The sequence below is a fragment of the Neobacillus dielmonensis genome (genome assembly GCF_000612665.1).
Taxonomy (GTDB): Bacteria; Bacillota; Bacilli; order Bacillales; family Cytobacillaceae; genus Neobacillus; species Neobacillus dielmonensis.
Genome location: NZ_HG942044.1, coordinates 95,264 through 108,371 on the forward strand (window position 1 = coordinate 95,264; position 13,108 = coordinate 108,371).

Annotated in this window: 16 protein-coding genes; 13 read left to right on the forward strand and 3 right to left on the reverse strand. The window is 37.6% G+C overall.

The features are described 5' to 3' along the window. Positions 1 to 17 precede the first annotated feature (17 nt). Complete coding sequence (locus BN2425_RS05610; protein WP_042456062.1) at positions 18 to 959, reverse strand: COX15/CtaA family protein; 942 nt, start codon at positions 957 to 959, stop codon at positions 18 to 20. A 718-nt stretch (positions 960 to 1,677) separates the two neighbouring features. On the opposite strand from BN2425_RS05610, the gene cyoE reads away from it, so the two are divergent. From cyoE to BN2425_RS05645, 7 genes are all read left to right on the forward strand, one after another. Beyond that, on the forward strand, positions 1,678 to 2,613 hold the full coding sequence (cyoE, locus tag BN2425_RS05615) for a heme o synthase (protein ID WP_042456064.1): 936 nt from the start codon (positions 1,678 to 1,680) through the stop codon (positions 2,611 to 2,613). Positions 2,614 to 2,777: 164 nt separating this feature from the next. Beyond that, positions 2,778 to 3,836 carry a cytochrome c oxidase subunit II gene (coxB, locus tag BN2425_RS05620; RefSeq protein WP_042456067.1) on the forward strand — a complete coding sequence of 353 codons (1,059 nt, stop codon included), beginning with the start codon at positions 2,778 to 2,780 and terminating at the stop codon, positions 3,834 to 3,836. A 29-nt stretch (positions 3,837 to 3,865) separates the two neighbouring features. After that, a complete protein-coding gene (ctaD, locus tag BN2425_RS05625) occupies positions 3,866 to 5,734 on the forward strand; it encodes a cytochrome c oxidase subunit I (protein ID WP_042456069.1) in 1,869 nt (622 codons plus the stop codon). Further along, on the forward strand, positions 5,734 to 6,360 hold the full coding sequence (locus tag BN2425_RS05630) for a cytochrome (ubi)quinol oxidase subunit III (RefSeq protein WP_042456071.1): 627 nt from the start codon (positions 5,734 to 5,736) through the stop codon (positions 6,358 to 6,360). The genes ctaD and BN2425_RS05630 overlap by 1 nt, the downstream gene beginning before the upstream one ends. Before the next feature lie 4 nt (positions 6,361 to 6,364). Then, positions 6,365 to 6,697 (forward strand): cytochrome c oxidase subunit IVB, encoded by a 333-nt coding sequence (gene ctaF / locus BN2425_RS05635; RefSeq protein ID WP_042456072.1) that lies wholly within the window; start codon positions 6,365 to 6,367, stop codon positions 6,695 to 6,697. A gap of 141 nt (positions 6,698 to 6,838) precedes the next feature. After that, a complete protein-coding gene (gene ctaG, locus BN2425_RS05640; protein ID WP_042456073.1) occupies positions 6,839 to 7,744 on the forward strand; it encodes a cytochrome c oxidase assembly factor CtaG in 906 nt (301 codons plus the stop codon). A gap of 152 nt (positions 7,745 to 7,896) precedes the next feature. Further along, positions 7,897 to 8,361: a DUF420 domain-containing protein gene (locus BN2425_RS05645; protein ID WP_042456074.1), complete on the forward strand. Its 465-nt coding sequence runs from the start codon at positions 7,897 to 7,899 to the stop codon at positions 8,359 to 8,361. Between the two features lie 43 nt (positions 8,362 to 8,404). On the opposite strand, the gene BN2425_RS05650 is transcribed toward BN2425_RS05645, so the two are convergent. Then, positions 8,405 to 8,764: a YugN family protein gene (locus tag BN2425_RS05650; protein WP_042456076.1), complete on the reverse strand. Its 360-nt coding sequence runs from the start codon at positions 8,762 to 8,764 to the stop codon at positions 8,405 to 8,407. A gap of 163 nt (positions 8,765 to 8,927) precedes the next feature. On the opposite strand from BN2425_RS05650, the gene BN2425_RS05655 reads away from it, so the two are divergent. Both BN2425_RS05655 and BN2425_RS05660 read left to right on the forward strand, forming a co-directional pair. Next, positions 8,928 to 9,347, forward strand: coding sequence for a CBS domain-containing protein (locus BN2425_RS05655; RefSeq protein WP_042456077.1), 420 nt, complete (start codon positions 8,928 to 8,930; stop codon positions 9,345 to 9,347). Between the two features lie 212 nt (positions 9,348 to 9,559). Beyond that, the gene (locus BN2425_RS05660) at positions 9,560 to 10,642 is read left to right on the forward strand and encodes a CAP domain-containing protein (protein WP_235714575.1); all 1,083 of its coding nucleotides are present in this window, start codon (positions 9,560 to 9,562) and stop codon (positions 10,640 to 10,642) included. A 47-nt stretch (positions 10,643 to 10,689) separates the two neighbouring features. Here the strand turns inward: BN2425_RS05660 and BN2425_RS05665 are convergent, their stop codons facing one another. Next, the gene (locus BN2425_RS05665) at positions 10,690 to 11,172 is read right to left on the reverse strand and encodes a PaaI family thioesterase (protein ID WP_042456079.1); all 483 of its coding nucleotides are present in this window, start codon (positions 11,170 to 11,172) and stop codon (positions 10,690 to 10,692) included. A 148-nt stretch (positions 11,173 to 11,320) separates the two neighbouring features. Between BN2425_RS05665 and BN2425_RS05670 the strand changes: the two genes are divergently transcribed. The 4 genes from BN2425_RS05670 to BN2425_RS05685 all read left to right on the forward strand — a co-directional run bounded on the left by BN2425_RS05670 (position 11,321) and on the right by BN2425_RS05685 (position 13,001). After that, positions 11,321 to 11,734: a YlbD family protein gene (locus BN2425_RS05670; RefSeq protein WP_042456081.1), complete on the forward strand. Its 414-nt coding sequence runs from the start codon at positions 11,321 to 11,323 to the stop codon at positions 11,732 to 11,734. Between the two features lie 13 nt (positions 11,735 to 11,747). Beyond that, the gene (locus BN2425_RS05675; protein WP_042456083.1) at positions 11,748 to 11,993 is read left to right on the forward strand and encodes a YlbE-like family protein; all 246 of its coding nucleotides are present in this window, start codon (positions 11,748 to 11,750) and stop codon (positions 11,991 to 11,993) included. Positions 11,994 to 12,149: 156 nt separating this feature from the next. Beyond that, on the forward strand, positions 12,150 to 12,590 hold the full coding sequence (locus BN2425_RS05680) for a YlbF family regulator (RefSeq protein WP_042456085.1): 441 nt from the start codon (positions 12,150 to 12,152) through the stop codon (positions 12,588 to 12,590). Positions 12,591 to 12,725: 135 nt separating this feature from the next. Further along, positions 12,726 to 13,001, forward strand: coding sequence for a YlbG family protein (locus BN2425_RS05685; RefSeq protein WP_042456087.1), 276 nt, complete (start codon positions 12,726 to 12,728; stop codon positions 12,999 to 13,001). Positions 13,002 to 13,108 lie beyond the last annotated feature (107 nt).

A 13,108-nucleotide genomic window follows, 5' to 3' on the forward strand; every position in this document is an offset into this window, starting at 1 on the left:
GGCAACTTTTTTAATATCTATTGAACTACAGTGCCCTGCTTGTCCTGGATTTTATGATAATTCTTTCTTGATCTTGTCCAAAGTAAAATAAAGTAGCTTAAAATTCCAAATAAGCAGGTAATAAATAACGCATGTAACAGCGCAATGTAAAGATTTAACCGAGTAAAGATAATCATGGCTCCTGCAATTACCTGCAAGGTAACAAGGATGAGTGAAATAATCCAGCCCCAATAAATGACTTTCTGACCTTTGTAGTATCGAATGGCTAAATAAGTAATATAGGCAATCCAGATAAATATTAGTCCAGCTGCAGTTCGATGCCCCATTTGAACCCATTCATACAGGTTACTGGGAAGTTGGGGTGCATCGTTCAAACAAAGAGGCCAATCACGGCAAGCAAGACTTGATTTCGTATGCCTGACCAAAGCTCCTGTATAGATGACAATGTAACTATAGATGGATATACCTAATATATGACGTCCCATCCGCTTATCAATCAATAATTTGTCTGCTTCAAATTTTTTATCTACTTCAAAAATAAGTAGTGTTAGTAGGAATACAGCAGCAAATGAAATAAGCGAGATTCCAAAATGCAAGGCCAACACAAAACCCGATTGTCCCCAAACTACAGCTGCTGCTCCAATGAGCCCTTGCAGCAATAAGAAAAACAAAGATAAAAAAGATAAAAACTTGGTTTCCCGAATATGTCCAATTGCCCTCCATGACCATACGGATAAAATTAATACCATAATTCCAACAGCACCTGATACTAGACGGTGGGCAAGCTCGATAATTAATTCACCGGTAATATCAGTTGGAACAAATTCGCCATTGCATAAGGGCCATGACCTGCCGCATCCCATACCAGATCCGGTTTTAGTCACTAATGCCCCACCTAGTAAAATGAAAACCATTCCGATGGTAGTGGCAACCGCTAGCCATTTTAAAGAGCGTCGCAAAAAATATTCACCTCTTAAAAGTTCAATAATTTGTCAAAGTTTTTTTATGACAGTATAATGAATAAGAAAACAGAAAGATTAAAAAGTACCTTATTTATCATATCGAATTCTGTAAAAAAAGAACAGAATTTCGTATTGTATTGAAGAATAATTTTTAAACTTGTTCTGGATTTTTTATATATCTTCCAAAATAAATTTCTTTCTGTTTTGGACCGACTGGGACTGCCTAAGGGCGAGTTTTCTTTTTTAAGAATTGAGCATTTTGGATAATTTCTATTTTATACTATTATTATAGTGGAAAACATAAAAACTTGTATACTAAAGAAATAAATTGGGAACTTATGTCGGACATTCAGTTACGAAGAAAATAAAACAAGTTCCATTTTTTATTTCCTTCACACTGTGAGAAATATTATGATTTTATATGATTTGAGTATACTTGGACTAACGTAATGTTTAAAAATACTGTATAATAGCAATTGAACTATGAAGGTCACAAAATAGTCAAAAATTATTCAAAAAAAGTTCACAAAAACTTCAAAAAGTGTGATTTAATATACAGAGAAAGTTATTTTGAAAACAGTGTATACATGTTTGTTTATTGAAATAAAAGTAATTTCTTTCCAGTATCTTCTTAAAACAGAAGTGAACGAAGAAACCAACTATGATATCCTATGGTTTAGCGGAAAAACGCTATTAGGAATTAGGAGGAAAGAAAATGTCCAACTCAAAGGTTTACGGAGATGCGGCCATAGAAAGTGATGCGGCAGGTATTGCATCGGGGGCAAAGACTTCGGTGTGGAAAGATTTTATGGCACTTATTAAAATTGGTATCGTAAATTCTAATCTGATAACTACGTTTACAGGGCTTTGGCTTGCCCTTCACTTTTCTGGTCAAAGCTTTCTTGATCATTTAGATATTGTGTTTTTTGCTGTGGTAGGTTCATCACTGATAATAGGTGGATCATGTGCAATTAATAATTATATTGACCGCGATATCGACCATCTAATGGAGCGAACGAAGACTAGACCTACAGTAACAGGGAAAATAGTGCCTGGTAAAGTACTAGTGCTTGGTATTCTTCTCATCGGATTAGGTACACTACTTTTATCCTTTACAACTGTAACTGCAACAGTGATTGGACTGCTTGGGGTTTTTAGTTATGTAGTTCTTTATACGATGTGGTCAAAACGCCAATTAGTGTCCAATACTATTATTGGCAGCATCTCTGGCGCAGTTCCACCGCTAATTGGATGGGCAGCAATTGATGGCAATTTAGATATTATGGCTTGGTCCTTGTTTGTGCTAATGTTTGTTTGGCAGCCGCCGCATTTTTATGCATTAGCAATGCGCAGGGTGAAAGAATACAAGGCAGCAGGAATCCCAATGCTTCCTGTTGTAAAAGGATTTAGAACCACCAAAATCCACATATTGATTTGGGTAGCTTTGTTGCTGCCAATACCGTTTCTTTTAACGAAATTAGGAATCCCATTTCTAATTCTGGCCAGCGTTTTAAATATCGGCTGGCTGGTATTAGGGATTTATGGATATAAAATCAAAGATGATATTAAGTGGGCAAAGCTAATGTTTGTTTATTCATTGCAATACTTAACCATTATTTTTACTGCAATGGTCATTGTTACATTAATTTAGGTTTGTCTGCCTAACGCATGTGTTTTACATCAATGCATACAACCAGAGGGGCTTCAGCAAATAAGGATGCTCGCCTCTGGCTGTCATGTGAAAGAATTATTCTACATACATCTTTGATTAATCAATAATTTGAATTTAAAAGCGAAAGAGGGGTTTGATTAAGCATGAAAAGGCTTGCAAAATGGCGTTTGATCTCATTTCTTGCGATTTTAACGCTAGTACTCTCCGGATGTGGCGAACCGTACCTTTCCGCGTTGAAGCCTGCCGGTGAAGTTGCAGACACGCAATACGATTTAATGAAGCTAAGTACCTTCATTATGGTTGGAGTAATCCTTGTGGTTGTCATTATCTTCGTAACAGTCTTTTTCCGTTTTAGAAGAAAAGATGATACAATTCCAAAACAAGTAGAAGGAAGCCACAAGCTGGAAATTATTTGGACAGTTATTCCTATTCTATTACTGTTAATTCTTGCTGTACCGACAGTTGCTGCAACATTTAAACTTGCAAATGTTGACCAAATGGACAAGAAAAATAGCAAAGCATTAGTGATCAATGTCCGTTCTCATTTATATTGGTGGGATTTTGAATATCCTAATCAAAAAATTGTCACTAGCCAAGAATTGGTGGTTCCAACCGATGAAAAGGTTTATTTTAACCTAAAATCATTAGACGTAAAACACTCGTTCTGGATACCGGCTGTTGGCGGAAAAATGGACACGAATACCGATAATGAAAACAAGTTCTGGCTTGAGTTTGACTCGAAGAGAGCAAATGATGCAGGGGGGCTTTTCTACGGTAAATGTGCTGAACTCTGCGGTCCGTCCCATGCGTTAATGGACTTTAAAGTAAAAGCACTCAGCCGCGACGATTTCGATTCTTGGGTTAAATCCATGAAGGATGTAAAAAAACCGCAAAAAGCACAAACCGATTTAGCTGCAGAGGGACAAGAAATATTTAATAATAGCTGTATTGGTTGTCATGCTGTAACACCTTCGAATCAAATGCCTGATACAGCCAGAATGGCTCCAAACTTAACAAACTTTGGTGATCGTTCTCGTGTCGCTGGCGTCCTTGATCATAATAAGGAAGATTTGAAAAATTGGATTCGTGATCCAGAAAAATATAAACCAGGTAATATGATGACTAATAAATATCCGAAAATGTCGGAAGATCAGCTTGATGCCTTGGCAGAATATTTGATGGGGTTAAAGGTTCAGCAATAAAGGGAATTGGTTAAAAGGGAGGTAAAATTGTGAGTACCTATGCTCAAAAAAAGGGGTTTGGTGCGACTGTATGGGACTTTTTAACAACTGTTGACCATAAAAAAATCGCCATCCTCTATCTATTGGCAGGCGGACTGTTTTTTTTAGTCGGAGGACTAGAAGCAGTATTTATCCGCATTCAGCTTGCGGTGCCTAATAATGATTTTGTCAGTGCCGGAGCTTTTAATGAAATCATCACAATGCATGGAACAACTATGATTTTCTTGGCTGCTATGCCAATCCTGTTTGGCTTTATGAATGCAGTTATGCCATTGCAAATTGGCGCACGTGACGTTGCCTTTCCATTTTTAAATGCACTTGGATTTTGGCTATTCTTCTTCGGTGGAGTGTTCCTGAACCTTTCTTGGTTTATGGGGGGCGCGCCTGACGCTGGATGGACATCTTATGCATCTCTTGCGATTCACTCAAAAGGACATGGAATTGATTTTTACGTATTAGGTTTACAGATATCAGGTCTTGGAACATTAATTGGTGGTATTAACTTCCTCGTTACGATTATCAATATGCGTGCACCTGGAATGACTTACATGAGAATGCCGTTGTTTACATGGACAACTTTTGTTGCATCTGCGTTAATCTTATTCGCATTCCCACCACTAACTGTTGGTCTTGTATTAATGATGTTTGACCGTATGTTTGGTTCTAATTTCTTTGTTGTAGCCAATGGTGGTAACACAGTTATTTGGGAACATTTATTCTGGATATTCGGTCACCCTGAGGTATATATCCTAGTACTGCCGGCTTTCGGTATTTTCTCGGAAATATTCTCTACGTTCTCGAGAAAACGTTTATTTGGATACTCATCCATGGTATTTGCAACTGTATTAATCGGTTTCTTGGGCTTCATGGTTTGGGCTCACCATATGTTTACAACGGGATTGGGTCCTGTAGCTAATGCTATTTTTGCCGTTGCAACCATGGCTATTGGTGTACCTACTGGTATTAAAATTTTCAACTGGTTGTTTACCATGTGGGGCGGAAGTGTTAAATTTACAGCTCCTATGCACTGGGCATTTGCGTTTATTCCATCTTTCATAATGGGTGGGGTAACTGGGGTTATGCTGGCAGCAGCTGCAGCTGACTATCAGTACCATGATACGTACTTCGTTGTTGCTCACTTCCACTATGTTATAGTCGGTGGTGTTGTATTCTCGATCTTTGCAGGTGTTCAGTATTGGTGGCCAAAAATATTTGGTACGATGTTAAATGAAACCCTTGGGAAGCTTACCTTCTGGCTTTTCTTTATCGGTTTCCACATGACATTCTTTATTCAGCACTTCCTAGGACTTTGGGGAATGCCACGTCGTGTATTTACTTACCTTCCAGGACAAGGCTTTGATACAGCCAATATGATCAGCTCTATTGGGGCCCTGTTTATGTCACTAGGTGTAATTGTATTGTTGATTAACGTAGTAGTAACTTCTGTTAAAAATGTTAAAGTTGGCGATGACCCTTGGGGTGACGGACGTACGCTTGAATGGGCAATTCCTTCACCACCGCCATTCTATAACTTCAAACAGCTTCCGCTAGTTCGCGGCTTAGACGCTTTTTGGATTGAGAAAATGGAAGGCAAGAAAGGTATGACACCTGCTGAACCGCTTGGTGACATTCACATGCCAAATGCATCCTTCTTACCTTTTGTTATCGCATTCGGTCTTTTCATTGCTGCTTTTGGAGCCTTGTACAATGGCGAACATTCTTGGGCAATCCCAGTAATCGTGATTGGATTATTAGTTACTTTCGGTTCAATGCTGGTACGTTCTGTGAAAGACGACCATGGATTCCATATCCATAAGGAAGAATTAATGGACGATAATGATAAGGGGGTTAAGGCATAATGCACGCTGAAGAAAAATTAACGTATGAATCATGGCCTGCAGAGCCGGAGAGATCCACCCTTGAAGCAAAAAATAAATTTACTGGTTTTTGGTTATTCTTAGGGGGAGAGACGGTGCTTTTCTCCTCTCTCTTCGCCACATATCTTGCCTTAAAGGATAAAGTTCCTGATTCGAGTATGCCTTTGGCTAAGGATCTATTTGAATTACCATTAACCTTTGTGGCCACAATGCTGTTATTGACAAGCTCTTTAACAAGCGTTTACGCCATTTATCAGATGAAAAACTTTAACTTTAAGAAAATGATGCTATGGTTTGGAATTACTGCTTTATTAGGAGCAGCATTCCTTGGATCAGAGGTATATGAGTTTACCAACTATGTTCACGAGGGACATAAATTTACCAGCAGCGCATTCGGTTCTGCCTTTTATACACTTGTTGGATTTCATGGAGGACACGTTGCCTTCGGTTTGATGTGGTGTTTAACGTTGATGATTCGCAACGCAAAACGCGGATTAAACCTTTATAACGCTCCAAAATTTTATGTTTTCAGTTTGTATTGGCACTTTATCGACGTTGTTTGGGTGTTTATCTTTTCTGTAGTATATTTAATGGGAATGGTGGGATGATCTGATGGCAAATCAACAAACAAATTCAGGGAATCCAAGAGTTGATCACGAGTATCGCCGCCGCAAAAGTGCTGAAGAAATGCGTTATCAGGTTGTATCATTCTCATTGATGATTTTCCTGACATTAGTGGCATTTGGTGCTGTTGCTATGAAGGGATCCGCTTGGTTTACTGTCCCTTTTATAATTCTATTAGCAGTCGTGCAAGTTGTTTTTCAGCTGTATTACTTCATGCATATGAGTCATAAAGGTCACGAAGCTCCTTCATTATTCCTATATTCAGGTTTACTTGTCGGATTGATAACTATTTTGACATTTATGACAATCATTTGGTGGTAAAAAAAGGCTGTCTTAAAGAGGTAAATCCTCTTCAAGACAGCCTTTGATTTTTACTTAGCAGAGTTCATTTCTTTGATTATCCCTGTTGGCAAGGATATAATAAACATATGGATTCTTCCTAATATAATGAGGTGAAATTCTGTGCTTATATTTGACATTTTTAGTTTCAAAGCACTTTGGAGCCCATACTTTTTACTGGTCCTAATAGCCCTTACGATTGGCTATTTTTTATTGACTGTTAAGTACAGGACAAGGTTCCAAAATAGTGAGCCTTTAACCAAACAGCAGGCTGGATTGTTCTTGACGTCGATGGTATTAATTTATGCCATAAAAGGATCACCACTTGATTTAATGGGACATTTAATGTTTTATGTCCATGCTATTACAATGGTGTTATTGGTATTTTTAGTTCCGCCTATATTTATCATGTCGGTTCCTCCTTGGCTATGGCGAGGCTTTTTAAGCATAAAACCGGTTGATGCTTGCTTTAAGCTATTCACAAAACCGGTTGTAGCTGTAGTCACGTTTAATGGACTTTTTTCGTTTTATCATATTCCCATTATTTTTGATAATGTGATGCAGAATCGGTTTTATCATGGTGGGTATCAAATACTCTTATTTATTGCTGCCATATGGTTGTGGTGGTTGTTAGTACCGCCTCTGCCTAGGAAGCATGATTTGAGCGGCATAAAGAAGGTAGCCTATATCTTTATAAATGGAATTCTAATAACACCTTCGTGTGCTTTGATTATCTTTGCGGATAATCCACTCTATGCAACTTATAGTGACCCAACTGTATGGGGAAAAGTGATGAGTTTATGTGTAGGCACTGCAGCTTTTGCTAATTTAAATTTAAGCGGTCCCGAGATGTTTAGCTCCATGCCGCTTCTTTATGATCAACGTCTTGGCGGTACAGTAATGAAAATCATTCAAGAAGTCATATATTCCGTTATTCTAGCTAAAGTATTTTTTGAATGGTACCGGAAGGATCAGGAAGAGTCTGAACATCTCCTAAAACAGCCTGTAAATCCAAGACCAATTGATTAGTCTCCCTGTCTAAGGGAGTTTTTTTTTTGACTATTATGTCACCGTCCGCTTGCTAGTTAAGGTAAATGTATGTTGCTTAACATGTCTTAATTGAAAAACAAGGTAAACTACATTAAAATTATTTTAGAATATATGTAAAGAGAGGAAATCAAATGGATTCCATACCAGTTTTACCAACGATAAGTACCTCATTTATTGTATTAAGCGGAATAACGGTTGCCATTGGCTGGGGAAAAATTAGGCAAGGAAAAAAAGACTCGCATAAAAAAACAATGATTTTAGCCGCAATTTTTGCGCTAATCTTTTTCATTATTTATGCGGCAAGAACGATTTTTATTGGAAATACATCGTTTGGTGGTCCTGATTCAATAAAAATTTATTATACGGTATTTTTGGTTTTTCATATTACCTTAGCAACTGTTGGGGCAGTACTGGGGATAATATCCCTATACACTGGTTATAAAAATAGATTTTCATTCCATCGCAAACTTGGCCCAATTACGAGTATTGTTTGGTTTTTCACAGCTATAACAGGAGTAGCCGTCTACTTATTATTATATGTCTTTTATCATGGGGGAGAAACCACGTCGTTAATCAAAGCAATATTAGGATTTTAACTGAAAGTAAAAGACGCATGATGAAGTCATGCGTCTTTTTGCTTTATAGAGCTATTGAACTAAGTTCGTTTTTCACATCTTCAACAATCTTTTTGCATTGGTTGACAAGGGAAGAAGGAAAGTTTTCTCCCTCACCATACTCTACACCGTGGGGATAGTAATGTTTACCCAATAACGGTGTCATCAATTGAATAATTGCTTTGAAGGTATCGACATCGCCTTCAACTGCATATCCTTGAATGCGGAGATAAAATACCCCTTCTCTTAATTCAAACTTACGATCGTATGTAACGCGCTCATAATCCCACTGACCAGCACGAACCATTCCATGATTGCTCATTACATCATCTAATCGATTAAGGTCCGTTTTTAGGTTCTCAATTCCTGTGTTTTCGAATCTCATTTTACATTCCCTCCTAAAACAAGCCATACCCCTGTGTTTATTAGTTAACATCAATTTAATAATAGATGAAAATGAATCAACTTGCAATCAGTAGATATATCGAATAAAACAAATAGGTTTGGGAAGCCTATGGGTAAACAGGAAAAATAGTGGAGGCGAAACAATGGAAAAAATCCGTGATATTATGACAGATGACATTGAGTGCTGTACATTGTTGGATAACGTTTACGAAGTTGCTGTCAAAATGAAAGAATATAATGTAGGTGCTATTCCTATTGTTGATAATGAGCGGCTTGTCGGAATGATCACGGACCGTGATATTGTGATTAGAGGGGTAGCGGAAAAAAATCCTGGTTCTACAAAAGTAGAAAAGGTAATGAGCGATAAGCTTATCACTATCTCACCAGAAGCAACAAGCAGAGAGGCCATAAAACTAATGTCAGAGCACCAAATACGTAGGATACCTGTTGTTGAAGATGGAAAATTAATTGGTATGGTTTCACTTGGCGACTTTGCAATAAGGGAATTAACGGATGACCAAGCAAAAGAGGCTTTGACACAAATTTCCGAACATCACATTTAATTAGGGAGAAGGTTTTTGCCCGAAGCTATCTGTAAACTAAATTATCGTGAAATGAATAGGGTTTTGTTATTAACAGGTGCTATTTGTACCTGTTTTATTTATTAGAATAGAATGTTTACACACATTTAACACATTCATTATTACTTATTAACTTTTAAATGATATAATTATTTTTATTATGTAATATAATGATAGTATGAGAAATAGAGAGGGTGGGCAGGCCTCTGAAAGCATTATTTAGAATATTGATACTTGCAGCTGTTATTTTGACGATCTGGTTTTACACAGGAATTATGGATAAAAGTCAGGATAAGGTACTGATTAAAGAAGATCATCTTGCAGAAATGGACCAGTCAACGGTAAACCATCCTGATGATAACACTTCTAGTAAACCTGTTTCTGAACGCCCTAAACAGGGGGTGTCATTATTAATTGGAAAAGATTTGTCTGAGGTTGAAAAAGAGTTAGGAGCACCACAGCGTATAGATGAAACAATGTATGGCTACCAGTGGTATATCTATAACTTGGACTATAAACGATATATGCAAGTGGGGATTGCCAATAACAAGGTGGTCACCCTGTATGCCATTGGGGAAAATTTGGACGTAGCTCCCTTTGAAATTGGACAGTCTGTTGAAGAGATATTTAATACACAATATATTGATACTAATTTAAATATTGAATTAAATGGGAATACCTATCGGTTTGAACTCAATGATACGGATCTTAATTTACGGCCTATAGTACAATTAGGCAACGTATACGTCCAGCTTTACATCGATAAATTTACCGGGAGCCTCTCCGGTGTTCGGTTTTTAGATGCCGAGACTTTAATCAAGCAGCGCCCATATGAACTTGTTTACAGTGGGGATTTAATTGAAGCTCAAGCACCAAGTGAAGAATCATGGCAGGAGATAGAGATAGGGGCCGAACAGGAAATTTTTGATATTACCAATGTTCTGAGGGTACGTTACAATGTAAAACCTGTAAAATGGGATGAAACAACAGCAGCAGTTGCATATGGTCATAGCCAAGATATGGCTGAAAACAATGATTTTTCCCATACCTCAAAAAAGTTTGGTAGCCTAAACGATCGGTTAAATAAGGAAAAGGTGGACTACCAAACTGCAGGTGAAAATATTGCTGCCAATTATACGGATGGTCCAGCCTCGGTAGAAGGTTGGCTAAACAGTAAAGGTCATAGGGAAACTTTGTTAAACAAAGATTTTACACACTTGGGTGTTGGAGTATTTAAAAAATATTATACACAAAACTTTATCCAAAAAGGAGAATAAACGGCTGTTTCATGAGGTTCCCCATGAAACAGTCGTTTTTTTTCATGCTATTTAGTAACGACGAAAAAGGTTCCAGTTGCATGGGCGATTTTTTTCCCATCACTGCGAAAAACATCGCCTTCCACGACCATGGTTTTTGTCCCTCTGTGGATTATTTTGGCTTTGCCATTCAGAAAATCTCCGCCGCCGGGAGCAATATAGTGAATATTAAGTTGATTGGTAACCGCTCCATAGCCTTCTGGAAGTTGATAATTGGCTAACGAACCCATAACGGTATCAAGTAAGGTGGCTGTAATTCCACCATGGACAATTTTTAAATTATTATTTAGGACAGGATTTACCGGTATAGTGATTTCACAACTGTCCTTATCGATATGGCTTTCCATATGTAGAAGATCAGCAATATAAACATCTCTATGTTTACTGATTTTGTTTTGCACGCCTTCTAACAAGAATTTAATAGCTTTTAGATCGAGTTCAGTCCCATTTTCCATGCATGTTTCCAATAGCTGTCGTAATTCATCCTTCATTTAACTAACCTCTTTCAAATACTTTTCTAATAGATATCTTACCATTTAAATCCGTTTTAATAAAATATTGGCTTCTTTAGAAGATTTCACACTTTTGATTTTTTTTCATATTGTAACAGTGGGATCACTATGGGCAGAGGTGAGAAAGATGACGCAAAAAAAATTGCACCCTTCCGTCTTAAAATTTAAAGAGTTTGTGAAAAATAACCCAAAACTTATACAAGAGGTCAGAAAGGGGAAAGCCACTTGGCAGGAATTATATGAGGATTGGTACTTATTAGGTGAAGAAGACAAACGATGGGAATCAGTCGGTACCACATCCTCCTCAGAAGAAAGTAAAGCGGAAACTTCAGGCACAAAGGGTGATTTTTTATCTAATATTCTTGGTATGGCAAAAAAAATGGACCCAAATCAAATGCAGGCCCATCTTGCCAATATAAGCCAGGCGCTTGGTGCAATACAGGGGCTGATTTCGCAATTTCAGGGAACCACTCCACCGGGACCAGGGCAGGTCAATCCACCAGAGGGACCTAAGCATCCATTTTCATTTAGACAAGATTAAGGTGGTTTATTGAATGAGAAGAGATATACTCGAGTATATTGAGCGACAAAAGGACTTGAAAAAGTTTTTACGGGAACAGCCGCATTGGTATCGGAAACTGACAAGAAACCCATACGACTTACAATCTTTTGAAATTGCATCACTTCATTATTATAAAAAGACAATTCCTGATCAAGTCGAAAAATTTTCAAATGGGGTCGTAATGGCTTCCATGATGTATTCTATGTTTCAGGCAATGAAAAATGGCACACAACCTTAATGTTGCGGCCTTTTTTTTATGGGTATCAATAATAACTCCGGGAAGGTTTCCAAGGTCTATTAGAGATGACTAACTGATGATGGTAATAATCCCTAATAAAGCAAACTTTCGCTTTCTCCTATTTTCATGGTAAAATAACATTGGAGGTGGGCGTTTATGCTTGCTACATTAGAACGAGTTCAATTGTTGGAAAACGCAGAACAATTAGCAAAGATGATACTAGAATCAGATCTTGTGGACCAATATCGCAAATGTTTATATAGAATGCAGAACAATTCTGAATCGCAAAGGAAGATTAACCAATTTGTAAAGATGAAAGAGCTTTACGAGGAGGTTCAAAGATTTGGGAAATACCATCCAGATTATAAACGGGTCATGTTGAAGATTCGTGAATATAAACGAGAAATGGACCTGGATCCGTATGTTGCCGAATTTAAATTGGCAGAGAATGACCTGCAACGTCTTTTGGATGAAGTCAGTATACTGGTTGGAGGAGCGGTTTCTGAACATATTAAAGTACCTACAGGCAGCCCGTTCTTTGACACTGGTCATGGCAGCGGCTGCGGCAGCGGTGGAAGCTGCGGGTGCAGTGCATAACAAAAAAACAGAGCTTGATTACTATATATTCTAATAAAAATTTAGCTTAAGTACTGAATTTTTATTAGAATAAATTGAAAATTATTGTTTTGTTATGATATCCTTTATTCTATATGATGGTTAAGGGGAAAAGGTATGTTTATTCAGAGACAAGGATTAGTTGTTTGGCTTTATTCATTAAAACAAGCCAAAATGCTTCGGCGGTTTGGAAATGTACATTATGTTTCGAAAAAGCTAAAATATGTTGTTTTATATTGTAATCAGGATGATATAGAAGGAATTATAGAAAAGCTAAATAACTTTTCTTTTGTAAAAAAGGTAGAACCTTCCTATAAACCATTTCTTAAGATGGAATATGAAAACTCAGCACCCGACAAGGCGAAAGAATACGATTATAAAATGGGCATATAAAAAGGTGAGGAACTCTCCTCACCTCAGACTGTCGACAAATCCGAAGAAATTCGGATTTGCCGACAGTCTTTTTTTGCTCTTTTAATGGGGGCTGTTGATTTGCGCTC